This is a genomic window from Achromobacter sp. JD-1 (assembly GCF_038594925.1).
In the GTDB taxonomy this organism is placed as follows: Bacteria; Pseudomonadota; Gammaproteobacteria; order Burkholderiales; family Burkholderiaceae_B; genus Achromobacter; species Achromobacter spanius_C.
Window position 1 is genome coordinate 40,998 of record NZ_JBCGCS010000015.1, and the last position, 24,160, is coordinate 65,157.

Consider the following 24,160-nt stretch of genomic DNA (forward strand, 5'->3'; position numbering starts at 1 on the left):
ATTGCGGCGAATACTGAGTTCCTTTGCGTGCGTTGACAAATGTTTTGCCGTTTTCGAAGTCGTCCTATTGCGACCACTCAGCCAGCCCTCTTAGCATCCTTGCTCCACTTGTCGCGGCAGCCCAGCGCGGCTTCCCTTGAGTCACAACAGGAGCTTTCATGTCGAAGAAAATGGTCTCCGTCGCCCCGCCGGAACGCATCAACATCAAGTACGTGCCCGCAACTGGCGACCAGCAGGCAGAGATCGAACTGCCTTTGAAAATGTTGGTCACGGGGGACTTCAAGGGCCATGCCGAGGAAACCGCCCTGGAAGAGCGGCAGACCGTGCGCATCGACAAGGACAGCTTCGATGACGTGATCGCAGAAGCCGGCCTGGCCTTGACGATGCAGGTGCCGTCGCGCCTGGGCGAAGCAGGCCAGGAAGACGACACGCTCAACGTGTCGTTGAATTTCAAGCGCATGAACGACTTCGCGCCCGATGCCATTGCGCGACAGGTGCCTGAATTGAACAAGCTGCTGGAATTGCGTGAAGCGCTTGTGGCGCTGAAGGGGCCACTGGGCAACGTGCCGGCGTTTCGCAAGCAACTGCAAACGCTGTTGGCCGATGACAAGGCGCGCATCGCGCTGGCCAAGGAATTGAACCTCGTGTTGGACAAACCGGCCGCCTGAGCCGTCATTCCATCCGCAATGCCAACCCGCAATAAAAGGATACGAGCATGAAGGCCCAAGCCGCCGCCAAATTGGAAGACAAACAGACGATCGGGTTGCTGGAGCAGATCATGGCCCAGACCCGCATCGAACCCAACCACGAAGGTTACGCGGTGGCCGAACGCGGCGTCGCGGCGTTCATTTCGGAAATACTCCGCACGCAAGAACCGCAGCAACAGGTCAACAAGCAGTTGGTGGACCAGATGATCGCGCAGATCGACCGCAAGCTGGGTCTGCAGATGGACGCCATTCTGCACCAGGCGCCCTTGCAAGAGCTTGAGTCCGCGTGGCGTGGCCTGAAGCTGCTGGTGGACCGCACGGACTTCCGCGAGAACATCAAGATCGAGATTCTTCACGTCACCAAGCAAGAGATGCTGGAAGACTTCGAGAGCTCGGGCGACATCACGCGCAGCGGCCTCTACAAGCAGGTATATACGGCGGGCTATGGCCAGTTTGGTGGCGAACCGGTTGCCACCATCGTCAGCAACTACACGTTTGGCCCCTCTTCTCCGGATATCAAGCTGCTGGCCTATGTGGCGTCGGTTGGCGCCATGGCGCATGCGCCGTTCCTGGCCGCCGCGGGCGCCGAATTCCTGAACATCAAGAGCTTCCAGGAACTGCCCAACCTGAAGGAAGTGCGCGACATCTTCGAAGGCCCGCGCTTTACCAAGTGGCGCGGGCTGCGCGAATCCGAAGACGCGCGCTATCTGGGGCTGACGATGCCGCGCTTCCTGCTGCGCCAGTCTTACGATCCCCTGGAAAACCCCGTCACCAGTTTCAATTACCGCGAGACGATCGACGGCGCCCACGAAAACTACCTGTGGGGCAACACGTCGTATCTGCTGGCCAGCCGCATCACCGACAGCTTCGCCAAGTATCGCTGGTGCCCCAACATCATCGGGCCGCAGTCGGGCGGCGCGGTCGACGATCTGCCCGTGCACCTGTACGAATCGCTGGGCCAACTGCAGGCCAAGATCCCGACCGAAGTGCTGGTGTCGGACCGCAAGGAATTCGAACTGGCCGAAGAGGGGTTCATCGCGCTGACCATGCGCAAGGACAGTGACAACGCCGCGTTCTTCTCGGCCAACTCGGTACAAAAGCCCAAGTTGTTCCAGAAGACCCCTGAAGGCCAGGCCGCGCAGACCAACTTCAAGCTGGGCACGCAGTTGCCCTACATGTTCATCGTCAACCGCCTGGCGCACTACCTGAAAGTGCTGCAGCGCGAGCAGATCGGAAGCTGGAAAGAGCGCCAGGATCTTGAGCGCGAGCTGAATACGTGGCTCAGGCAGTACATCGCTGACCAGGAAAGCCCGTCTGCCGACGTGCGCAGCCGCCGTCCGCTGCGCGCGGCCAAAGTGATGGTGCAGGACGTTGAGGGCAATCCCGGCTGGTATCAGGTGTCGCTGGCCGTGCGTCCGCACTTCAAGTACATGGGCGCCAACTTCGAACTGTCGCTTGTTGGTCGACTCGACAAGGAATAAGGAGCCCACAACATGCCCAGGTCGCGGGGACAAGGCAGTTTGTTCGAACGGCTGGTGCCGCACGCCGCGCCCAGGCGCACCCGCAGCCGGCACGAGCTTGCGGCCGAGCGTATCCACGCCATCAAGCGCCACCTGGAACGCATCTTGAACAGCAGGCGGGGTTGCTCAATGAGCAGCCCTGGCCTGGGTTTGCACGATTTCAACGATGCGGCAATGGGCAGTGCCGACCTGCTGTTGCACGTCAGCCAGGACATCCGCGCATCGGTGGCCGCTTACGAACCCAGGGTCAAGGTGCTGAGTGTGCATTCACGGCCTGACCCAGCCCAGCCGCTTAGCCTGAACTTCAGGCTTGAGTGTCTGGTGCCTGTCTTCAATCAGGAAGAACAGGTAGAGATAGACCTGGTGATTCACCATCAAGACCGGTATACGTGGGTCGTTTGACCGCGGTGCCACGGAGACGGGAAAACATGCCGCTGCGAGGAAAGTTTCGCGAAGAGATCGACTATCTTCGGCGGCTTGGGCGCGAGTTTGCGCGCGACAATCCGCAGTTGTCGCAGTTTCTTGGCGACGAGGCGGCCGACCCTGACGTGGAGAGGCTGCTTGAGGGCTTTGCGTTCCTGACGGCCAAGTTGCGTCTGAAGATTGAAGACGATCTTCCCGAACTGACGCATTCGTTGCTGCAACTGCTGTGGCCAAATTATTTGAGGCCCTTGCCCAGCGTAACCATCATGCGCTTCGATCCGGTTGAACGGGCCATCACGACGAGGCAAGTGATACCCAAGGGAACGCGCGTGCATTCCTTGCCGGTCGACGGAACACGGTGCGAATTCCGCACCAGCGCGGACGTGGTGATCTATCCGCTGGAGATCACGGACGTGAGCGACGCGCACACGCGCGAAAAGTCCATCATGCGCATCGACCTTGCGCCGTTGGCCGGCAACGCAATCGACTCGTTCGATTGCGACAGGCTGGATTTTCACTTGAGCGGCGACGACACCACCGCCATGACGCTGTATCTGTGGCTGTCACGCTATCTGGGCGAGGTCCGGCTTGAGGCTCATGGCCAGACACGCCTGATCGCGCCACGCCAGGTGACATTTCCCGGATTTTCTCCTGAAGAATCACTGCTGCCTTATCCGAAGAATGTGTTCGACGGCTATCGCATCCTTCAGGAATACTTTATTTTTCCGCGCCGTTTCCTGTTCTTCAGCCTGAGCGGTCTGCGCTCGTTGTGGCCCGAAGGAACCACCCAGGATGTGCGCTTCGAATTCCATTTCACTCGCCCCATGCCCGCGGACATTCGTCTGCGTATTGGTGATCTTGCCTTGTACTGCGCACCAGCGGTCAACTTGTTCGAGCAGGATGCCGAACCCATCAATTTGAACGGGCGCGCCGTGGACCAACGGCTCATGCCGGGTGGGCATCGTGGCGACGCTTGCGAGATATTCAGCATCGACGAGGTCACCGGGTGGCAGCGCATCGCGCAGGGGCAGCGCGGCAGATTTCTGCGGACCTTCCATCCGTTTGAGTCGCTGCAACACGAGATCGAACATGCACGCGGCCGCAACGTGCTGTATTACCGAAGCCGGATCGAAAACGCCATCGGCGAAGATGGCGTGGCGCATCGCATTGCGTTCATTCGTGGCGACGAGACCGACTACATCGACGAGGACGAAACGGTATCGCTGGCGCTGACCTGCACCAACCGTGACCTGCCCCTGGCGCTGGGCGTGGGCGACATCTGCGTGCAAACGCAGACCACTCCCACCTTCGCCACCTATAGCAACATCGTGCGTCCAACCCCGCCGTACCGGCCGGTGCTGGATGGCGCGCTGCAGTGGACCTTGATCTCGAACCTGTCGCTGAACTATTTGTCCTTGCTGTCGACCGAGCCCTTGAAGGCGGTGTTGCGCGCCTACGATTTCGCGGCGCTGCACGACATCCAGCATGCGCGCGCCGGCAGCAAGCGGCTGGACGGCATCGGCGACGCCGTCACGCAACCCACCGATCTGTTGATGAAGGGCCTGCCCATCCGCGGGCTGAAGACGCAACTGAAGCTGGACCCGTCCGCCTTTCTTTGCGAAGGCGACCTGTACCTGTTCGGTACGGTGTTGAGCCATTTTTTTGCCCTGTACGCCAGCATCAATTCCTTCCACTTGCTGGAAGCCACCAATACCGGTAACAACGAGCACTACGAATGGCCATTGCAGACCGGAAAACAACCGCTGATCTAGCGGATCGCTTGCTGGCCGATGCGAAGAACTACGACTTCTTCCGGTTGCTGGAGCAACTGCACGGCCTGCACGACGACGACCTGGAATCCCGGGACAGCCACGAGCCCGAGCGCCAGCGTGTGCGCCTGAGCAGCTACGCAGGCTTGGGCTTTCCCGCGTCCGACGTGGCGGTGGCCGAGCGCATGCCGGCTGGCGCCCACACCGACTACCACGTACAGGCGACGTTCTTCGGCCTGCACGGCCCCGATTCCCCACTGCCTGGCCACTACCTGGACCGCCTGGCCTATGAGTACGGCCAGGGCGTGGGCATACGCCCGGCGTTCCTGGACTTCTTCAACCACCGCTTGCTGACGCTGCTGCATCAGGCGTGGCGCAAATACCGCTACTACGTGCGCTTTCGCCGCGAGGCGCACGACCGTTTCTCGCGCTATGTCTTTTCGATGGTGGGCCTGGGGGATGTCGAGTTGCGCGGCGCAACCCCCATTCCCTGGAGCCGTCTGCTGAGCTACGCCGGCGTGATCGCCAGCCGTAGTCGTTCACCGCAAGTCGTGGCAGGCATCGTTGCGCATTGCTTTGACCTGAGGCAGGTGCGGGTACGGGAGTTCGAACTGCGCTACATGCATGTGGCGACCGGCCAGCAGCTGCGTCTGGGGCGGCGCAATGGCGTCCTGGGTGACAGTTTCGTGGTGGGCGCGCGGGTGCGCACGCGCTACAGCAAATTCTCCATCGTCATCGGCAACCTGGATCAATCCCGGTTCCGCGAATTCCTGCCCAGCGGCGAGAACTTCGACAGACTGCGCAAGCTGATCGACTTCCTGTTGCGCGACCCCGCTGCCTACGACCTGGAACTGGGTCTGCGGCATGACCAGGTGCCGCCCTTCAATCTGGGGCGCGATACCGGCGCCCACCTGGGCTGGACCAGCTTCGTCCAGCACACGGCGGTGCGCCGGCCGTTCACTGTCCGAATCAAGGCCCGTCTATGACCTATCACGCAGCTTCGCCGTCTCATGATCCAAACCATTCGTCGTCGCCGCAGGCGCCGCAACCGCGACTGGCGCTGGTCGTCGCGAACCCCGGCGCGCTCGAGCACGGCAGTACGCCGCGCCATAGCTTCAGTGCCGCGGGTGGCACCATCGGCGACCAGGGCGCCGACTGGACACTGACGGACAAAGCGGGCCGAGTTGATGCCATTCACAGTGAAATCGTCTACGAGGATGCCGCCTTCTGCGTGGTGGACCGTAGTGGCATGACCCGCGTGAACGCCGCCAACGCCCCGCTGGGACTAATGGTCGGCGCCCGGCTGCGGGAAGGGGATGTCCTGCACATTGGCCCCTACCGCGTGACCGTGCACCTGGACAGCCCGCATCAGGAACAGCTTGAGGCCTCGCGCCATCTGGCGCAGTACGAGCTGGATGAATTGTTGGAAGGCACTTCGGGCGGCCATGATGGCTTGCCCGCCGGGTCCTATGCCCTTGACGCCGATCCCGAGCCCCTTGTGTCGGATCGCGCGTTCGTGGCGCTAAGCGCGCCGTTCGATATGCGTACCGACAACGACCCCCTGCGTGCGCTGGATGAGGCGGACCGTGCGGCCGCGCATGCCCCGGTACTGATGGAACCCTGGGACGTGCGGCGTGGTGGCGCCACAGCGCCCATCCAAGCCGATCTTGCCACGACCCGATTCGAAGCCTTTACGGGTTCGCCCTTGCCATTTTCCGGAGTATCTCCCATGCCGAAGTCAGCTGGAAAGCCGTCGACCCCCGCCTATCGCCTGAACAACAGGCAAGCCATGGTCGGTGACCCAAGCGAGGCGACCGACCTGCTGATGCAGGGCCTTGAGGTGCCCTTGGGCCCCTTGGACGGGCAGGCGGGACAGGCGCTGTTGCGCGAAGCCGGACAGGCGCTGAGCGCGGCGATCAAGGGCATCACCGAGGTCTACGCGGCGCAGGCTGGCGACGCGCAACCTCGCCGGTTGTTGGGCAGAAACCTGCAGCCCATTGAAGATAATCCTCTGCGGCTGGGTTTGGCTTACCCCGAAACGGTGCGGGCGATGTTCGCCAGCGACCGCAGCGTGGTGCATTTATCGCCCAAGGCCGCCATGGACGAAAGCCTGGCGCAACTGCGGGCGCACCATGGCGCGATGACGCAAGCCATCGAAGCCGGCCTGCAAGCGGTGTTGCGCAGCTTGTCGCCCGCTTTGCTGCTGCAACGCTTTGAACGCTACCGCCCCGAGCACGAGCCGCAGGCCAACGCCAACGCCAACGACAGGGCCTGGCAGATGTACACGCACTACTACGAAGAATTGGCCTCGACACGCCAGCGCGGCTTCGAAAAACTGTTCTGGGATGTCTTTGAACAGGCCTATGACCGCGTGTTGCGGGCGGAGGCCGAATGAAGCGGCTTCTTCCCCTGCTGGTGTTGACGTCGCTGCTGGCGGCTTGCGGCTCGGTGGGCGATGTGCTGACCAAGACCGGCCAGATCCTGATGGATCCTTCCATCCCTATCGGGCCGCCGGACGAGCACCCATCGCTGGTGGGTTTGAGTCTGTACGCCGCGCCGGACGTCAACCCCAACCCCGCCAGCATGCCCGACGATGACGAAGCCGCCACCAGCGCCGCCGCGCCGTCCAACCGTGAAGCCGGTCCTTACGAGGTCAAGCTCAAAGGCGATGATCGTCAGGATCTGATCGAGAGCCTGCGCGGGCTGTTGGAGGAACTTGAAGAAGGGCGCCCATCCCTGCATCCATTGCGGCGGGTGGACACGGGGCCGTCCACGATCTTGCGAGATCCGTCCGAGGCAGAGCCGGCGCCGCCCGCCGAGGAAGCCATCGTCACGCGGGACTTGACGCTGAAGCTGGGCGTGTCCAAGGATTACCTGCCCGGTCGCCAGTTCGGTTCGGACCGGCAAGTGATCGAACAAGGATACTCGGGGGTGCCCTTGCCGGTGCTTGGCGGGCGGGCGGCGCCGGCGGCGCAAGGCAGGCATGACGTTTCCGCCGAGGAACAATCGGGATCGGATCCGGGGTCGGGCCTGGGCCTGGGCCAATACAGCCGGGCTCACAACCTGCCGCCCGACGAGCCCGCGCCGCCGCCGCGCGGCGCCGCCACGCCCATCGCCTTCAAGGTACTGCAGCTTAAAGATGATTCGCTGCTGCTCAACGTTGATCCGGTGCAACTTGCCAAGGACCTGAAGAAGGCGCTGGGCAGCACCTATATCACCGAGGAGGACTACGTGCTTCAGCCTGGCCAGTTCAAATTCATCGACTTCGCCCGCATCGACCAGGCCACGCGCTATGTCGCGATCGTGGCTGATTTTCACGACCAGAACGGCGCGGTGTGGAAGCAGGCATTCAGGCTGGAGCCCAACGGCCGCCGTTACGCGCTGCTGATGACGCTGCACGGCAACCGCGTCGCCATCGTCGACGAAAGCTACCGCCCGCCGCAACCGAGACCCCAACCATGACTACACGCAATCCCGTCATCTGGAACGAGGGGCTGTTCGTCAAGCCTCAGCATTTCCAGCAGCAAGCCCGCGCCCTCGAACACCATGCCAATCAGCGCATTGGCGGCGTTAGCGAACATCTCTATGGGTTGAGCGAACTGGAGCTTAATCAGGAATACCTGAGCTTTGGCAAGATCGCCATTGTGCGCGCTCGCGGCGTGATGCCGGACGGCACGGTGTTCGACATTCCCAATGATCAGCCGCCGCCCGTGCCGCTGGCCGTCACCGACACCTCGTCCGTCAACCAGACCGTCTACCTGACGCTGCCGCTGCGTTCGGACGGGGTGCTGGAAGTGCAATGGCCGGACACCTACGCCAAGGCCCGCTACGTGACGCGCAGCGAAGAGGTGCGCGATACGCACAGCCAGGAAGGCGACTACGTGTCCATGGACCTGGCCGCGCCCAACCTGCAACTGACGCTTGAACGCGAAGACCGCAGCGCGTTTACGGGCGTGGCGCTGTGCCGGCTGATGGACCGCCGGCCCGATGGCAGCCTGCTGCTGGACGACGCCTTCTACCCCACCGGCATGTCGCTCAACGCCATCCCGCCGCTCAAGCGCTACCTGGGCGAGATCGCCGGCCTGATGCGCGAGCGTGCGAAGAACATCGCGGAACGCATTGGCTCGCCCGGCCAGGCAGGCGTGGCGGACGTGACCGACTTCAACTTGCTGTTGGTGCTTAACCGGCTACATCCGTGGTTCTCGCACCTGTCGCGGTTGCGACACGTACACCCCGAACTGCTTTACGTCGCCTTCAGCCAGGCTTGCGGCGAGTTGGTGACGTTTACTGACGAGGGGCGCTTGCCGCAGGAATTTCCGGCCTACCAGCACGATGACCCCAGGCAGTCATTCCGGATGCTGGAAGACACGCTGCGGCGAGCGCTCAGTACGGTGCTGCAACCGCGGGCGGTGTCGCTACCTATCGAACGTCAGCAATATGGCGTGCTGACCGCCGCCGTGCACGACCGCAGCCTGTACGCCGACGCGGACTTCGTTTTGGCCGTGCGCGCGCGCATGCCGCTGGACAGGCTGCGCCAGCAGTTCATGCAGCAAACCAAGGTGGCATCGATGGAAAAGCTGGGTGAACTCGTCAGCCTGCAGTTGCCCGGCATTCCCTTGCAACCGCTGCCGGTGGCGCCGCGCCATCTGCCGTTCCACGCGGGGTTCACCTATTTCCAGTTCGACCGCAGCCATCCTTCCTGGCAAATGCTGCGGGACACCGCGGGCTTCGGCCTGCACATCGCCGGTGACTACCCCGAGATGGAATTGCAACTGTGGGCCATCAGGAGCCAATGAGATGAATACTCCCGCCACCGCCGAGCGCGTTAAGGCCCAATTCCTCCGAACCGGCGCCACCGCCGAGGTGATCGACAAGGCGCGCATCGGCTTTGACTCCATCGGCCATATCGACCGGGACGAAGACCTGGGTTTTCAGCTGCGCGGGCATGGCTACAACCCGCTGGTGGATGGGGCACTGCCTTTGTTCGGATTGGTGATCCGGCTGCGCGGGCTGGCTGAGTACCGCGACATTCAACACCTGTATGCCACCGTGCGCGACCAGATATCGACGCTTGCCGAGGAGATCCGGCAGTACGGCTATGACGGCGCCACACAACTGGCCTACCGCTACGCACTGTGCACGTTTATCGACGAAGCTGTGATGGGAACGGCTTGGGGGGCGCATTCGCCATGGGCTGAGCGCTCGTTGCTGAGCATCAACCATAGCGAAACCTGGGGCGGCGAGAAGTTCTTCACCGTGCTGTCGCGCATGATGATGGACGCAGCCCGGTACCGCGACGTGCTTGAGTTCAAGTATTTGTGCCTGTGCCTGGGCTTCAAGGGCAAGTACGGGCTACAGCACAACCAGAACGAGGCCTTGCAGGTCATCATCGTGAAGCTGCACCGCATGTTGCGCGAGTTGCGCGGCGAAACGCCGGAAACCCTGACAGACGCCAGTACCAACGTCGCGTCGCGCCGCTATCGGGTGGGTCGCCAATGGCCATGGTGGACTCCGTGGGCCGGTGCCGCGCTGTTGCTGGCGGGCGTTTATGCGGCCTTTGCGTTGAGCCTGGGCAGTACAACGGAAATCGTCCTGCATTCGCTGGACGGCATCTTGAAGAACTGAATGAAACGCTGCCTGCGTTCGACCAAGGCACCTCCGGGTTTCGGCGCGTGGGCTATCGAACCGTGGTCGAGCCCGCTTTGGCGCGCGCGGCCCTGTTTTCCGATAGGCGCATTTTCCAGCAGCAGTCCGTGGCGTGCCGCACGGCCGGGGGACCCCACCTCGCATGGCGGCGTCGTGTTGGAGGCGTTTGAAAACACGAACCTGAACGGCAAGCCGGTCGCATTGAATGGCATGAAGACGGCCTGCGGCGCGAGTTTGATCGCGACGGGGCCCAAGGGCAATGTGCAGTGACCCATGACCTCTACACGAAGTGACCCGAATGAAGGCGCCTATATCAAGGCACCTATATGAGGGCCTCTGAAAGAAGGCATCCGAATGAAGGGCCGGATGCCCTTGGACCACGCATGACGCCCCCGCCTCGGCGAAGCGAGTACACTTGTCCGCCGTTTTGCTTTCAGCCCCAGAATTCTCCATGATCTCCACTGCATGCGGCGTCGACTTCGGCACGTCCAACTCCACCGTAGGCTGGAGCCGCCCCGACCAGCGCGCGCTTCTCGCCCTGGAAGACGGCAAGACCACTTTGCCGTCGGCCATTTTTTTCCACGATGAAGACGCGGAAGTCAGTTATGGCCGCGCCGCGATTTCCGACTATCTGGCGGGTTATGACGGGCGCTTGATGCGGTCGATGAAGAGCCTGCTGGGCAGCTCCTTGATCGACGGGTCTACGGAAGTCCAGGGGCGTTCGATTCCGTTTCGCGTGCTCTTGACCCGCTTCATCGCCGAATTGAAGCGGCGCGCCGAAACAGCCGCCGGTCGCGATTTCACGCGGGCGGTGTTGGGCCGGCCGGTGTTTTTCGTTGATGACAACACGGCCGCCGACCAGACCGCGCAGGACACGCTGGGCGAAATCGCGCGCGATGTAGGGTTCACCGACATCGAGTTTCAGTTTGAACCCTTGGCAGCCGCGTTTGACTATGAATCGCAGATTGACCGCGAGGAATTGGTGTTGGTTATCGACATCGGCGGCGGCACGTCGGACTTTTCCTTGATCCGCCTGGGGCCGGGCCGCGCCGCCAAGGCCGATCGGCGAGACGACATCCTGGCTTACGGCGGGGTGCACATCGGCGGGGTGGATTTCGACAAGCAATTGAGTCTGGCGCACGTCATGCCGCTGCTGGGCTTGGGCAGCCAGTTGCGCAGCGGCAAGGATGTGCCGTCAACCCAATACGGCAACCTGGCCTGCTGGCACACCATCAACCAGGCGTACACGCGCAAGGCCGCGGAGCATTTTGCGTATATTCGTGCCGAAGCCGGCGACCGCGACAAGATCGACCTGTTGCTGAACCTGGTGAAGCAGCGCGCCGGCCACTGGGTGGCGGTGCAGGTGGAAGAGGCCAAGATCGCGCTGTCGGAAAACCCGTCGGCGCGCATCGATCTGTCGCGGATCGCGCCGGAATTGGCGGTGGACGTGACGCGCCCGTCGTTCGATGCCTGCGTGGGCCGCTTGATCGAAAAGGTCGAGACCACGGTGGGCGCATTGTTGCGCGATGCGGGCGTGTCCACCGCGGATGTGGATACGGTGTTCTTTACGGGCGGCTCCAGCCGCGTGCCGCGCTTGCGCGAGACCGTATCGGCGCTGGTGCCGGGCGCGCGTAGCGTGGAAGGCGACCTGTTCGGCAGCATTGGCGCCGGCCTGGCGCTGGACGCCAAGCGCAAGTTCGATTGAGCCATCGGCAGGGCAAGCGGCCATGCGGCGTCCAGCGGCGATGGTAAGCTGCAAGGCTTGCCCGAGGCGGCCTGCCGCTTGCCTCTTTCAATAGACTAAGACGCCGTCATGACCCGCCCATCCGCTGAAAGCGATACGCATCTTGTTGAAACGCTGGTGACCCGCGAAGCGCCGTTTGAAGGCAGTTTCCTGAAGGTTCGCCGCGACATCGTCAGCCTGCCCAACGGCAACACCGCCACGCGCGAATACATCGTGCATCCAGGCGCCGTCGTGGTGATCCCCTTGCTGGACGATGGCAGGGTGCTGCTTGAACGCCAATTCCGTTATCCCATCGGGCGCGTCATGACGGAGTTTCCGGCCGGCAAGCTGGATCCGGGCGAAGATCCGCTGGTGTGCGGCAAGCGCGAATTGCTTGAAGAAACCGGCTATACCGCCGACCAATGGGCGCATGCCGGCGCCCTGCACCTGGCCATCGCCTATTCCACTGAAATCATCCACATCTTTTTCGCGCGCGGCTTGCGTGCCGGACCGCGGCAGTTGGATCAGGACGAGTTCCTGGACGTGATCAGCGCAGACCCCGCCGAGCTGCTGGCGGCATGCAGCAAGGGCGAGGTCACCGACGCCAAGACGCTGACCTGCGTGCTGTGGATGCAGAACGTGCTGTCAGGCGCCTGGAAGCTGGACTGGCAGGACAACGCCGCCTAGGGCGTCGTCCGGACCCGTCGTCATCATGGCCGTGTTTTCCATTCTGATCGAACCGGCGGGCCTGCGCATTGACGCGGAAGCCGGCAGTTCGGTGCTGCTTGCGGCGCAGGCGGCCGGCATCAAGCTGCCCAGTTCTTGCCGCAACGGTACCTGCCGTGCCTGTATGTGCTTGATGCTGGAAGGCTCCGTGACGTATTCCGTTGAATGGCCGGGGCTGTCGCGGGATGAAAAGGAAGAGGGCTGGATCTTGCCCTGCGTGGCGCAGGCCACGTCCGCGCTGACGATCCAGGCGCCGCTAGCCGCACCGATAGCACCCGCCGCGCCGGTTGTGCGCCCGCTGACCGGGGCACGCCGCTAAACGTTGCGCGGGGTTGGCCACCAGATGCACGGATGGATGCGCCACTCGGTTCGGCACTAGGTTCGCCACTGGATTCGCCACTGGATTCGCCACTAAGCGCGTCGCTGAGCACGGCCCGGGCCAAGCGCGGCCAGGGGCAAGAGCGCGGCCGCCATCCCTACCGCCATACCCACCGTCATACCCAGCACCAGGCCGGAAAATATCGGCGCGCCCGCGCCTTGGGCCATCGCCATCACCACGCCCAGCCTCGCGCCCAGAATCATGCCGACGACCATGAACCCGGCGCAGAGCACCCGCTCGGTCAACGGCGGCGCGCCGGGCCAGGGCGCCAGGGCGGCCAGCGCCATGGCGGCACTGGTGACGGGCATGAGCACGGCATGCCGCCACGCCATGTCCAGCAAGCCGCCCGGCGCGCCGCATTCGCTGGCCAGCAAGGCGGCGGGGGTGTGACGGGTGTCGATCAGCAGGCCGATCAGCATGGCCGCCACGCAGGCAAGCCATGGGCCGGCTATCGCCCGCAGTCGCCTAGCCGCAGGCGTGGCAGTTCGCGGAGGAGGCGTGATCGTACTGGTCATGATGACGCACCCAATCGCCCAAGTTGAAGTTCGGACCGTTTTCGTTGCGGCCCATCGGGGCGAAGTCCAGATAGTTATAGGCCCCCACCAACTTTTCCACGCCACGTTCAAAGGCGGAATACGTCAGGAAGATGTCGCCGCCCGGATCGCGGAAAAAGGCGCTGGCGCCGGGCCGGTCTTCAATGCTGCCGTCGGCTTGGGGCACCGATGCGTGCATGTCGCCATTGAAGTCGCAACCTTCGGAAGACAGCCAGGTAAAGCGCCAGCCCATGCGCCGCTTGAAGGCGTTCAGTTTGGCCAGCGGCGCGCGCGATACGGCCACCACGCTCACGTCATGATGGCGCAGATGCACCAGCGCGGCGTCCAGGTGGTCGGCCAGGAATGAGCACCCCACGCAACCTTCGTCCCAGTCGGGCGCATACATGAAGTGATAGATGATCAACTGGCTATTGCCGCCGAACAGGTCGGCCAGGCCCAGCGGCCCCTGTTCACCTTGAAACTGGTAGCGCTTTTCGACCCGCATCCAGGGCAGGGCGAGGCGGTCGCGCATCAGCGCGTCCTGGCTGTGGGTCAAGGCTTTTTCGCGGGCCAGCAGGGCTTCGCGGGCGGCTTCCCATTCGGGGCGGGATACAACGGCGTGATCAGTATGCATGGTGCGTCTCCAAGGGACGGGCCCTGAGTCCCGCCAAGGGGCGGGCCTTGCGACCCGTCTGTGGGGCAAGCGGCCAGTCAGGCCGAGCTTGCCAGGTGGCCTGCCAGCCGATCCATGGCGCCCGCCCAACCGGTTTCGTGGCCGTCGCGGGTGGCTTGATCGACAAACGGGGTTTGCAGGAAGGCCAGCTCGGTGCCGCCCTGCACGGGGGTGAATTCAAGCGTGATCAACGACGTTTCATCCGGCGTATCGCGCCATGCCCAGGTGAACACCAGGCGGCGCAGCGGTTCGACCTCCCGGTACTCGCCGCTGGCGTAATGCGCCTGGCCGTCCTCGGTCACAAAACCCACCTGATAGGCGCCGCCCACGCGTACATCGGTGTCAGCCTGCAGCACGCGCTGGGTGCCGGCGGGGCCAAACCATTTCATCAGCGCTTGCGGGTCGGTCCACGCACGCCAGAGCCGGTCGGCGGTGGCGGTGAAGCGTCGGGTGAGCCGGAGCTCGATGGGGGTTTTGCCGTGGGCGGCGTTGGGGCTTGGGTTGTGGCCGGGGGCGGTGGACATGGGTGGATCTCCTCGTCGTGATACAGGTAGCGGGCCAGTGAATCCAGTTGGCCGGTCCAGAACTTTTCGTAACGCGCCAGCCAGTCGGATGCCGCCTGCATGGGTTGGGGCGACAAGGTGCAACTGACCACGCGGCCGTCCTTGGCGCGTGCGATCAGGCCCGCGTCTTCCAACACGCGCAGGTGCTTCAGAAAGGCCGGCAGGGACATCGCGTGGGGGCGAGCCAATTCGCTTACCGTCGCGGTGCCCTGTTCCAGGTCCGCCAGCACGCGGCGGCGAGTGCCGTCGGCCAGGGCAGAGAAGACGCTATCCAGCGTGTCGTCATTTAAGTTAACCATAAGGTTAAGTATCGGCCCGCGACAAAGCGGGCGTCAAGACGGTGACGTCAGGAATTTCCCTAGGTCTATTTGCCGCGCGGCTTGATGATGTCGCAGGCGGCTGCGCGTTCGCTCGTCTGGGCGCCGAAGCCCAGCAGCGCCTGCGCCCCGCAGACCGAGCCGAACATGCGCTTGCTGTCGTGCCCCACGCCGCCTACTTCGAAGCTGCTGTGATGCAGCGGCACGGGCTTGGCGCCGCGGGCGGCCAGCACATGTTCGTATTGCACGTAGCCGGTGCCACGGGCCAGGCGGGTGGCGCCCTGCGCCTCGGCGCCGCAGGTCTTGTCCAGCAGGCGGTGTTCGGGGTTATTGTCCGCGCCGCCCAACAGGTAGGTGACCTCGCGCGCCGCATAGCGCACGAACAGCCGGCTGTCGTCGGCATCGCCCGCATAGGCGGGCAGCTTGTCGGTGCCGTACTTGTATTGGTTGTAGGTGGGGCAGATGCCGCGTTCGTAGCGGGCGTAGCCCTTGCCGTCGGCACGCGGCCGCTCGTTGGTCAGGTACAGGTAGGACGATGGGTTGGCGACCACGTAGCGCAGCGACAGGCCGTCGCGCCGCAGCGTGCCGTCGATATTGTTCAGGATGGCGTAGCGGTGCACCAATTGGGCGCCTGCCGAATGGCCGGCCAGCACGATGCCGGCCAGTGTGGGCAGGCGCTTGCGGTCGTCCAGACTGCCCAGCAGATCATCCAGCACCTGAAAGGACGTAACCGGGGCGGGCCGCCCGCTGGCTTTGACGCTTTCGCCCCCGTCTTCCCAGCCGGCTTTGCGCCATGCCACCATGCCGCCAAACCCGGAGTCGATCGAGCCAGAGAAGCGCGGCGCCAAAATCAGTGTGTTGCGCGCCCGGTCCGGGTTGTGCACGAGTAATTGCGCGACGGTTTCGTAGTAGCGGTCGGCATCCCGCTTCACCCCGTGCACGACGATCACGACCTGCTTGATGTCGCGCAGCTCGTCTTTCGCCAGGTTGCGATTGGCGTAGACCGGGATCTTGTAGCGACGGCCCGGCTTGCCCAGTTCCACCGTTTGCCAACGCAAGGGCGCGGCTCGTTGCGGGGTGGGCACGGGCTCGTCGTAGTCGTAGGGCGGGGGCAGGGGGGTCTGGGCATGCGCGGCCCAGGGGGCCAGCATGGCGGCCAGCACCAAGGCGGCGCGAAGACGCCGCGCAGGGGCCGGGCGCGTGGCCTCTGCCGCAGTGTGGGACAAGAAAGAAGCGGGCGCGCGGTGCATGGCGCGTCGGGCGTTCAGCAGCTCTCTTGGCCCAGCAGTTGCTTCAAGGCGGGCAGGTCCAGGATGCGGACTTCGCGCTGATTGATCTTGATCAGGCCCTCGCGCGCAAAACGAGAGAACAATCGGCTGACGGTTTCAAGGGTGAGGCCCAGGAAGTTGCCGATTTCTTCGCGGCTCATGCGCAGCACGAACTCGGTGGACGAATAGCCCAGCGAGGCATAGCGCTGCGACAGGTTCAGCAGGAAAGCCGCCAGGCGCTGTTCAGAGCGCATCGAACCCAGCGACGCCAGCATTTGATGCGAGCGCGTGATTTCGCGGCTCATCAGGCGGCGGAACTGTTGTTGCAACGACGGCAGGTGCGAGGCGACGCGGTCCACTTCGTTCAGGCGGATGACGCACACCTCGGAGTCTTCCAGCGCCACGGCGGCCGACACGTGTTTGCCTTCCAGCATGCCGTCCATGCCGACGATTTCGCCGGGCAGGTGAAAACCGGTGATCTGGATCTGACCAGTGGCATCTTCCAACTGCGTCTTGATGCTGCCAAAGCGCACGCCATAGACGGCGTCAAGCGGATGGTCCAGCGAATACAGCATCTTGCCTTTTTCCAGGCGCACGCGCTCTTGCACCAGTTCGTCCAGCTTTTCCACTTCGGCGGCAGCCATGCCCACGGGCACGCACACGTGGCCCAACATACACGTGGAACAGTGGGCGGCATCCGGGGCGACAGGAACCCGTTTTTGCATACGATGACCTTTATAGTGCCCGGCGCGCCGGGAAGGCGCGCACGGGTGTACAAGCGTGAAGACAAAATCCATTGTAGTCGGTTGTTACTACGGGTGTCTTACGTGCCGGGGGGCGCCGGACGCGCTTGCCGGTAGGCGATCCAGTCGTCTTCCGAAATGTCCACGGCCGACGCCCGATGCGCTGGATCAATCGGATAGTACTGGCAACGGAGCTCGCGGGCATCCTCGCGGGTACCCTCAAGGGGCGTTTCCAGCCGCGCGGTGATTTCGCGGCGCACGAAGCAGCACGGCTGTCCGGGGACGTATTCCTCGATGTCGTCCATCAGGGCGATCAGGGCCGGGTCCACGCGATAGACGTCGCCGCGCACCCGCCGCCCGTCGGCCACGGGAATCAGCCCCGGCCACTGGCCGAAATCCACCAGCATGCCCGGCACCGTGGCCCGGCCCAGCCATTGGGCCGCGGGCAGCCCGCGCCGGGCGGCGGCTTGCGCCAGATCATTGATTTCGCCTGCGCGTAGGGTGCCGTATACAAAAACGTATATGCTCATAAATCGGTTCTTCAAGCCGTAAAAGCCCAGCACGTCGAAGCAAACCATGGGGCGGCAGGTGTTGAAATTTTCTCATCCGGCCGCATATTCAGGATATCGAGCCAGCCGGCACGTATCGGTCAGGCTCTTCAACAAGCCAAACGACCATTATGCGATTCGACAAACTAACCACCAAGTTCCAGCAAGCCCTGGCCGACGCTCAAAGTCTGGCCGCCCGTAACGATCATCCCTATATCGAGCCCGTGCACGTGCTGTCGGCATTGCTGTCCGATCCGGACAGCGGCGCAGGCAGCCTGCTGGCGCGCGCCGGCGTGGCGGTGAACCGCCTGCAGCCCGCGCTGGAAGCCGCCATGAAGTCCTTGCCGCAAGTGCAGGGCGACGACAACGTGCAGGTGGGCCGCGACTTGAACGCGGTGCTGACCCGCACCGACAAGGAAGCCGCGCGCCGGGGTGACACCTACATCGCCAGTGAACTGTTCCTGCTGGCGCTGGCCGACGACAAAGGCGAGGCCGGCCGCATCCTGCGTGAAGCGGGCCTGCAGAAAAAGGCCTTGGAAGCCGCCATCGACGCCGTGCGCGGCGGCGAAAACGTGTCGGGCGCCGAAGGCGAGTCCAACCGCGAGGCCTTGTCCAAGTACACCCTGGACCTGACCGAGCGCGCTCGCCAGGGCAAGCTGGACCCGGTGATCGGCCGTGACGACGAAATCCGCCGCACCATCCAGATCCTGCAACGCCGCACCAAAAACAATCCGGTCCTGATCGGTGAGCCGGGCGTGGGCAAGACCGCCATCGTCGAAGGCCTGGCGCAGCGCATCGTCAACGACGAAGTGCCCGAGACCCTGCGCGGCAAGCGCGTGCTGTCCCTGGACCTGGCCGCGCTCTTGGCCGGCGCGAAGTTCCGTGGCGAATTCGAAGAACGCCTGAAGGCCGTGCTGAAAGAACTCGGCCAGGACGACGGCAGCAACATCGTCTTCATCGACGAGCTGCACACCATGGTCGGCGCGGGCAAGGCCGAAGGCGCGATGGACGCGGGCAACATGCTCAAGCCGGCGCTTGCGCGCGGCGAACTGCACTGCATCGGCGCGACCACGCTGGACGAATACCGCAAGTACATCGAAAAAGACGCAGCTCTTGAACGCCGCTTCCAGAAGGTGCTGGTCGACGAACCCGATGTGGAATCCACCATCGCCATCCTGCGCGGCTTGCAGGAACGCTATGAAATCCACCACGGCGTTGAAATCACCGACCCGGCCATCGTGGCGGCGGCAGAGCTGTCGCACCGCTACATCACCGACCGCTTCCTGCCCGACAAGGCCATCGACCTGATCGACGAAGCCGGTGCGCGCATCCGCATGGAAATCGATTCCAAGCCGGAAGTGATGGACAAGCTGGACCGTCGCATCATCCAGTTGAAGATCGAGCGCGAGGCCGTCAAGAAGGAAACCGACGACGCCTCCAAGCGTCGCCTGGGCGTCATCGAAGACGAGCTGGAAAAGCTGCAACGCGAATACAACGACTTCGAGGAAATCTGGAAGGCCGAGAAAGCCGCCGTGCAAGGCACCCAGGCCATCAAGGAAGAGATTGACAGCGTGCGTGCCGAAATGGCCGAACTGCAACGCAAGGGCCAGTTCGACAAGCTGGCCGAACTGCAATACGGCAAGCTGCCTGACCTGGAATCGCGCCTGAAGGCCGCCGAAGTGGGCGCCGAGCAGGCCGCTGAAAATGCCGAGGGCGACGGTAGCCGTCCGCGTCTGCTGCGCACCCGCGTGGGCGCGGAAGAGATCGCCGAAGTGGTGTCGCGCGCCACCGGTATTCCGGTGTCCAAGATGATGCAGGGCGAACGCGAGAAGCTGCTGCAGATGGAGGACTTCCTGCACAAGCGCGTGGTGGGTCAGGACGAGGCCGTGCGCCTGGTGTCCGACGCCATCCGGCGTTCACGCGCCGGTCTGGCGGACCCGTCGCGGCCCTATGGCTCGTTCCTGTTCCTGGGCCCCACCGGCGTGGGCAAGACCGAGCTGACGCGCGCGCTGGCTGAATTCATGTTCGACTCCGAAGACCACATGATCCGCATCGACATGAGCGAATTCATGGAGAAGCATTCGGTGGCGCGGCTGATCGGCGCGCCCCCGGGATACGTGGGCTACGAAGAGGGCGGCTACCTGACCGAAGCCGTGCGCCGCAAGCCGTACAGCGTGGTGTTGCTGGATGAAGTTGAAAAGGCGCACCCGGACGTGTTCAACGTGCTGCTGCAAGTGCTGGACGACGGCCGCCTGACCGATGGCCAGGGCCGCACGGTGGACTTCCGCAATACGGTGATCGTGATGACGTCCAACCTGGGCTCGCATCACATCCAGAGCCTGGCGGGCCAGCCGTATGACGTGGTCAAGGAAGTGGTGTGGGGCGAACTCAAGGAAACCCTGCGCCCCGAATTCCTGAACCGCATCGACGAAGTGGTGGTGTTCCACGGGCTGGAAGCGCAGCACATCGAGTCCATCGCCCGCATCCAGTTGCGCCGGCTGGCCGCGCGGCTGGAAAAGCAGGAAATGCGGCTGGAGGTCACCGAACCGGCGCTGGCCGAACTGGCCCGCTCCGGCTTCGATCCGGTGTTTGGCGCACGCCCCTTGAAGCGTGCGATCCAGCAGCAGATCGAAAACCCGGTGGCGCGCCTGATTCTGGAAGGCAAGTTCGGGCCTCGCGATGTGGTGCCGGTGGATTGGCAAAACGGCGAATTCATCTTCACCCGAACCTTGCAGTAAGCAGAACCCGCGGTAAGCAAAAAGCCTGGCATTTTTCAATGCCAGGCTTTTTTTGTGCCGCGTTCTGGGCGGCGGGTTTACCGACGGGGTTTACGTCACTGCGCGACGGTCACGAACACCGGATTCGAATAGAACCACAGGTCGTTGTAGTTGCGCGCATTGATGGCGTTGAAGCGCGCAACGTTATCGGCCAGGTCCACCTTGGCGTCAGGCAGCGGTTCGCCGGCCGCGGTTTCCCCGGCCACGTCCACGCCCAGATTGGTGCCGCGCAGGCGCAGGTACTGGCTCTTGTCCGCCGTCACCGTGGTCTTGATGACGTTGTAGCCGTCGGCGTCCACCGTCCAGTCGGCGCGCGTAAAGCGGGCCAGCACGCGCGTGGACGGGTTGGTGTCGACGTCGTAATCGGGCGTGCCGGCGGCGGCGCGCGGGCCGACGTCGCCCACGATCAAGTCCACGTGGTTGACGGTGGGCTTGACGTAGGTGGGGTTGCCGCTTTCGATGGGGTATTCGTAGTTGTTGCTGTCCGGGCTGCGAAAGCGGATGGTGACTTCCACCTTTTCGCCCTTCGCTGCTTGCAACTCGCCGCCCATGTGCACGGTGCCGGCCGCGCCTTGCGCCTGGAAGTCCAAGGCATCGATCAGGTCGCCGAACACGCCGAACACGCGACCGCTTTTCAGGCCGGCCATCACCGCCGCCATGTTGTCGCCGTCTTTCCATACGTGCGTCTTGGCGTATTCGCCGGGCGCGTAGCCCGAGCTATACAGACCCGAGGCCGTGCGGAAATGGAAGTCGGAATCCGCTACCGTCCAGATGCGCCGACCTTCGCCGAGCAGCGCGTCCCAGGTTCCGCCCAGATTTGCCACCAGATAGTCCACGCCGCCATAAGTGCGGTTGGGCAGGAAACCGGCGGTGTAGGCCTCGGCGTAGCCGCCGCGATCCGGTTCCATCTGATTGCCGACCATGCCTTCGATGGCGAAGAAGACGTTGGGCGCCAGGTCATTCATTTCACGCAACTGCCCCACGGTGTACTTGCCCGCATAGCGCGACGGGTGGTTCAGCAGCATGTAGCTGTCGGGATGCTTGTCGCGCAGCCACTTCAAGGCCGCCAGCGAATCCGCATGCGTGGTGTAGGCGCGGGTTTCGCCAGACAGGCGCGACACCAGCAGGGGGTCGAACAGCGCGGGGGCGCGGTTGGTGAACAGGTATTCGAATTCGGCGACGGCCTCCAATGACTTGGCTGACAGCGGGTCATCCGTGCCGATGCCGATGTTGACGTGGTCATGCGTCGGCATGTCCCATTCGAACGACGAGAAAATGATCTTGCCGGCGTAGCGGCCGGCGGCCTGCGCGGTCTTGATGAAGGGCACTTCATACAGGGCCATGCCGGTGGAAAACGCAATGGGGCCGCCGGCCAGCGTCGTGCCGGTATGGTCGCGCGCAGAGAGGCGCAAATGGTTCGACAGCGCGGCCCAATCCAGCTTGTAGCGGTCGAAAGCCTGATCCAGCGCGCTTTCCAGGCTGACTTGCGCGTCGTCCGATTGGTAGGTATGCACGTGCAGGTCACCCGCGCTCCAGGCTCCGGTTTCGACCGGCGTGGGGGCAGGCTCCGTGACGATCGGGGGCGAGGGCTGGGCGACGGCGTCATCATCGTCATCGCTACCGCATGCGCTCAACAGGGTGACGCAAGCCAGCGACAGGGGCATGATGGCCCGGCGCAAGCGGGATACTTCGAACTGCATGGACACACTCCAACGTCGGGCGGCCTACGAAGGCAGGCCGCAAAACGCCGAACTATGCCGGTGGCGGGTGACGCAGCCATGACAGCGCCGCGTCAGCCGGGCCGCTACGGTTTGGGCGTTCGCGCCTCGCTCAGGGCCTGCTGGACGATGGCCCGGGCGGTCCAGCGCACCACGTCCGTCACGGCAGGCAGGTCCAGGTTCCAGATGTCCTTCAAGACGAGGAACACTTCGGTGCCGTAAACCAAGGACAGGGCTTGCGCCACGCGGTCCTGCTGCGCCGCCGACAGCTCTGAGGCCAACGGCGCGATGGCGCGCCGCAGGATGTCGACCCGATGGCCGCGCACCAGCCTGGGTTCGGCGCCGGCCTTGCCAGCGCTGGCCTCGGCATGTTGCTGTAGCGACACCATGATGGCGGCGCGCAACGGGGCCTCGTGCGAGGCCAGCCTGGGGTAGGCGAACCGCAGCAACTCATCGACGCGGGTGGCGGCGTCGGGCGCATCGGAGTTCCAAGCCAGGATGGGGCCCAGACTTTCGTCGACCACCGCCGCGATCAATGCGCTTTGGCTGGGGAAGTAGCGATACGCGGTTGCCCGCGAAACGCCGGCATGTTCCGCCAGTTCCGCGACAGACGGCGTGATGCCCTGCGCCATCAACTGCTGGGCGGCATCCAGCAAGATTTTTCGCATGCGCGCGCGCGGGCCGTGCGGTGGCTCGCCGCTGGCCGCGGCCTGCCGGCTGGCAGGCGCGATCAGGCGGGCCTCGGCGTCCGGCGGCGACGGACGCCGAGCGGGGCGGGAAGTTTGACGTGAGACTTGTGTCTCAGTATGATTCTTTCGTCTCATTTCTAGATTCTACAGGCCTGGTTGAGGCCTCACATATCGAGGCGCGCACCGAGTGTAGCCGCCCGCGGAGGAGCCATGATGCATGCAAATCAGCAGGTCTTTGTTGCGGCGACGTTCGACACCAAGGGGCAGGAAGCCGAGTACGTCGTGAACCTGCTCAAGCGCGAAGGGCTGGAGGTGGTGTCGGTGGATGTGTCCACCTCAGGCGCTGCCAGCACGGCGCAGGTGCAGGCGCAGGAAGTGGCCCGCAGCCATCCCGGAGGCGTGGACGCCGTGTTCACCGGCGACCGGGGCACGGCCATCGCGGCCATGGCGCTGGCCTTCGAACGCTACGTGGCCGGCCATGCCGGCATCGGCGCCATGCTGGGCCTGGGCGGCTCGGGCGGCACCGCGCTGATCACCCCCGCCATGCGCGCGCTGCCCATCGGCACGCCCAAGGTGATGGTGTCTACGATGGCGTCGGGCAACGTCGCGCCCTATGTCGGCCCGTCCGATATCGCCATGATGTATTCCGTGACCGACGTGGCGGGCCTGAACCGCATTTCGCGCCGCGTCCTGGCCAACGCGGCGGGCGCTATCGCAGGGGCGCATCGCATGGCTGCCGCCAACGCCGCCGGCGACGACGACAGCCGCCCCGCCGTCGGCATCACCATGTTCGGCGTCACGACCGCCTGCGTGCAACAGGTGACCCCCCTGCTGGATTCCCGGTATGACTGCCTGGTGTTCCACGCCACCGGCACGGGCGGGCAGTCGATGGAAAAGCTGTTGGACAGCGGCTTGCTTGCCGGCGTGCTGGACCTGACGACCACCGAAGTCTGCGACTTTCTTTTCGGCGGCGTGCTGGCCTGCACCGAAGATCGCTTTGGCGCCGTGGCCCGCACGGGCGCGCCGTATGTCGGCTCGTGCGGGGCGCTGGACATGGTGAATTTCGGCGGCATGGACAGCGTGCCCGAACGCTACCAGGGCCGCATGTTCTATCCCCACAACCCGCAGGTGACGTTGATGCGCACCACGGTTGAGGAAAACACGCAGCAGGGCGAGTGGATCGCCGCGAAGCTGAATCAATGCAATGGACCCGTGCGTTTCCTGATCCCGGAAGGCGGCGTGTCGGCGCTGGATGCGCCGGGCCAGGCGTTCTGGGACCCCGAGGCGGATGCCGCGCTGTTCGCCGCATTGGAACGCCACGTTGTGCAGACGCCGGACCGCCGCCTGCTGCGGGTGCCCTGCCATATCAACGATCCGCTGTTCGCCAAGACGGCGGTCGAACAATTTCTTGAAATCGCCACTAGCCATTAAGGACCGC

General features: G+C 64.0%; 24 protein-coding genes. 15 read left to right on the forward strand and 9 right to left on the reverse strand.

The features are described from left to right. The first annotated feature begins 158 nt into the window (after positions 1 to 158). From tssB to WBR68_RS21425, 13 genes are all read left to right on the forward strand, one after another. Positions 159 to 668 (forward strand): type VI secretion system contractile sheath small subunit, encoded by a 510-nt coding sequence (gene tssB, locus WBR68_RS21365; protein ID WP_127185047.1) that lies wholly within the window; start codon positions 159 to 161, stop codon positions 666 to 668. A 47-nt stretch (positions 669 to 715) separates the two neighbouring features. Next, positions 716 to 2,188 carry a type VI secretion system contractile sheath large subunit gene (tssC, locus tag WBR68_RS21370; RefSeq protein ID WP_230695207.1) on the forward strand — a complete coding sequence of 491 codons (1,473 nt, stop codon included), beginning with the start codon at positions 716 to 718 and terminating at the stop codon, positions 2,186 to 2,188. A 12-nt stretch (positions 2,189 to 2,200) separates the two neighbouring features. After that, on the forward strand, positions 2,201 to 2,629 hold the full coding sequence (gene tssE, locus WBR68_RS21375) for a type VI secretion system baseplate subunit TssE (RefSeq protein ID WP_230695208.1): 429 nt from the start codon (positions 2,201 to 2,203) through the stop codon (positions 2,627 to 2,629). A gap of 26 nt (positions 2,630 to 2,655) precedes the next feature. Beyond that, on the forward strand, positions 2,656 to 4,422 hold the full coding sequence (gene tssF / locus WBR68_RS21380) for a type VI secretion system baseplate subunit TssF (RefSeq protein WP_050445122.1): 1,767 nt from the start codon (positions 2,656 to 2,658) through the stop codon (positions 4,420 to 4,422). Next, on the forward strand, positions 4,386 to 5,405 hold the full coding sequence (gene tssG, locus WBR68_RS21385; protein WP_050445374.1) for a type VI secretion system baseplate subunit TssG: 1,020 nt from the start codon (positions 4,386 to 4,388) through the stop codon (positions 5,403 to 5,405). Before tssF ends, tssG begins: the two co-directional genes overlap by 37 nt. Further along, complete coding sequence (gene tagH, locus WBR68_RS21390; protein ID WP_230695209.1) at positions 5,402 to 6,814, forward strand: type VI secretion system-associated FHA domain protein TagH; 1,413 nt, start codon at positions 5,402 to 5,404, stop codon at positions 6,812 to 6,814. The genes tssG and tagH overlap by 4 nt, the downstream gene beginning before the upstream one ends. Next, complete coding sequence (gene tssJ, locus WBR68_RS21395; RefSeq protein WP_230695210.1) at positions 6,811 to 7,881, forward strand: type VI secretion system lipoprotein TssJ; 1,071 nt, start codon at positions 6,811 to 6,813, stop codon at positions 7,879 to 7,881. The genes tagH and tssJ overlap by 4 nt, the downstream gene beginning before the upstream one ends. After that, positions 7,878 to 9,215 carry a type VI secretion system baseplate subunit TssK gene (gene tssK, locus WBR68_RS21400; RefSeq protein ID WP_050445128.1) on the forward strand — a complete coding sequence of 446 codons (1,338 nt, stop codon included), beginning with the start codon at positions 7,878 to 7,880 and terminating at the stop codon, positions 9,213 to 9,215. Before tssJ ends, tssK begins: the two co-directional genes overlap by 4 nt. 1 nt (position 9,216) lies before the next feature. Beyond that, positions 9,217 to 10,044 (forward strand): type IVB secretion system protein IcmH/DotU, encoded by an 828-nt coding sequence (icmH, locus tag WBR68_RS21405; protein ID WP_230695211.1) that lies wholly within the window; start codon positions 9,217 to 9,219, stop codon positions 10,042 to 10,044. Next, positions 10,045 to 10,335 (forward strand): PAAR domain-containing protein, encoded by a 291-nt coding sequence (locus WBR68_RS21410; RefSeq protein WP_230695212.1) that lies wholly within the window; start codon positions 10,045 to 10,047, stop codon positions 10,333 to 10,335. A gap of 181 nt (positions 10,336 to 10,516) precedes the next feature. Continuing rightward, on the forward strand, positions 10,517 to 11,770 hold the full coding sequence (locus WBR68_RS21415) for an Hsp70 family protein (protein WP_230695213.1): 1,254 nt from the start codon (positions 10,517 to 10,519) through the stop codon (positions 11,768 to 11,770). Between the two features lie 108 nt (positions 11,771 to 11,878). Continuing rightward, positions 11,879 to 12,475 carry an NUDIX domain-containing protein gene (locus tag WBR68_RS21420; protein ID WP_127185038.1) on the forward strand — a complete coding sequence of 199 codons (597 nt, stop codon included), beginning with the start codon at positions 11,879 to 11,881 and terminating at the stop codon, positions 12,473 to 12,475. Positions 12,476 to 12,500: 25 nt separating this feature from the next. Beyond that, positions 12,501 to 12,833: a 2Fe-2S iron-sulfur cluster-binding protein gene (locus tag WBR68_RS21425; protein ID WP_230695214.1), complete on the forward strand. Its 333-nt coding sequence runs from the start codon at positions 12,501 to 12,503 to the stop codon at positions 12,831 to 12,833. A gap of 92 nt (positions 12,834 to 12,925) precedes the next feature. On the opposite strand, the gene WBR68_RS21430 is transcribed toward WBR68_RS21425, so the two are convergent. The 7 genes from WBR68_RS21430 to WBR68_RS21460 form a co-directional block, all read right to left on the reverse strand. Continuing rightward, positions 12,926 to 13,312, reverse strand: a complete 387-nt coding sequence (locus WBR68_RS21430) for a hypothetical protein (protein ID WP_230695247.1) — start codon at positions 13,310 to 13,312, stop codon at positions 12,926 to 12,928. Positions 13,313 to 13,358: 46 nt separating this feature from the next. Then, a complete protein-coding gene (locus WBR68_RS21435; protein WP_230695215.1) occupies positions 13,359 to 14,060 on the reverse strand; it encodes a DUF899 domain-containing protein in 702 nt (233 codons plus the stop codon). A 77-nt stretch (positions 14,061 to 14,137) separates the two neighbouring features. After that, positions 14,138 to 14,566 (reverse strand): SRPBCC family protein, encoded by a 429-nt coding sequence (locus WBR68_RS21440; protein ID WP_083447239.1) that lies wholly within the window; start codon positions 14,564 to 14,566, stop codon positions 14,138 to 14,140. Next, the gene (locus WBR68_RS21445) at positions 14,488 to 14,961 is read right to left on the reverse strand and encodes an ArsR/SmtB family transcription factor (protein ID WP_127185035.1); all 474 of its coding nucleotides are present in this window, start codon (positions 14,959 to 14,961) and stop codon (positions 14,488 to 14,490) included. The genes WBR68_RS21440 and WBR68_RS21445 overlap by 79 nt, the downstream gene beginning before the upstream one ends. Before the next feature lie 65 nt (positions 14,962 to 15,026). Then, a complete protein-coding gene (locus tag WBR68_RS21450; RefSeq protein WP_370641262.1) occupies positions 15,027 to 16,229 on the reverse strand; it encodes a hypothetical protein in 1,203 nt (400 codons plus the stop codon). A 14-nt stretch (positions 16,230 to 16,243) separates the two neighbouring features. Then, on the reverse strand, positions 16,244 to 16,972 hold the full coding sequence (locus tag WBR68_RS21455; RefSeq protein WP_050445140.1) for a helix-turn-helix domain-containing protein: 729 nt from the start codon (positions 16,970 to 16,972) through the stop codon (positions 16,244 to 16,246). A 98-nt stretch (positions 16,973 to 17,070) separates the two neighbouring features. Further along, complete coding sequence (locus WBR68_RS21460; RefSeq protein WP_050445378.1) at positions 17,071 to 17,520, reverse strand: gamma-glutamylcyclotransferase family protein; 450 nt, start codon at positions 17,518 to 17,520, stop codon at positions 17,071 to 17,073. Positions 17,521 to 17,669: 149 nt separating this feature from the next. On the opposite strand from WBR68_RS21460, the gene clpB reads away from it, so the two are divergent. Next, positions 17,670 to 20,276, forward strand: coding sequence for an ATP-dependent chaperone ClpB (clpB, locus tag WBR68_RS21465; RefSeq protein WP_050445141.1), 2,607 nt, complete (start codon positions 17,670 to 17,672; stop codon positions 20,274 to 20,276). A gap of 95 nt (positions 20,277 to 20,371) precedes the next feature. On the opposite strand, the gene WBR68_RS21470 is transcribed toward clpB, so the two are convergent. Both WBR68_RS21470 and WBR68_RS21475 read right to left on the reverse strand, forming a co-directional pair. Next, positions 20,372 to 22,015, reverse strand: a complete 1,644-nt coding sequence (locus WBR68_RS21470) for an S-layer protein (protein WP_050445144.1) — start codon at positions 22,013 to 22,015, stop codon at positions 20,372 to 20,374. A gap of 104 nt (positions 22,016 to 22,119) precedes the next feature. Beyond that, positions 22,120 to 22,767 carry a TetR/AcrR family transcriptional regulator gene (locus WBR68_RS21475; protein ID WP_050445379.1) on the reverse strand — a complete coding sequence of 216 codons (648 nt, stop codon included), beginning with the start codon at positions 22,765 to 22,767 and terminating at the stop codon, positions 22,120 to 22,122. A 165-nt stretch (positions 22,768 to 22,932) separates the two neighbouring features. Between WBR68_RS21475 and WBR68_RS21480 the strand changes: the two genes are divergently transcribed. Next, complete coding sequence (locus WBR68_RS21480) at positions 22,933 to 24,153, forward strand: Tm-1-like ATP-binding domain-containing protein (RefSeq protein WP_050445146.1); 1,221 nt, start codon at positions 22,933 to 22,935, stop codon at positions 24,151 to 24,153. The last annotated feature ends 7 nt before the right edge of the window (positions 24,154 to 24,160 follow it).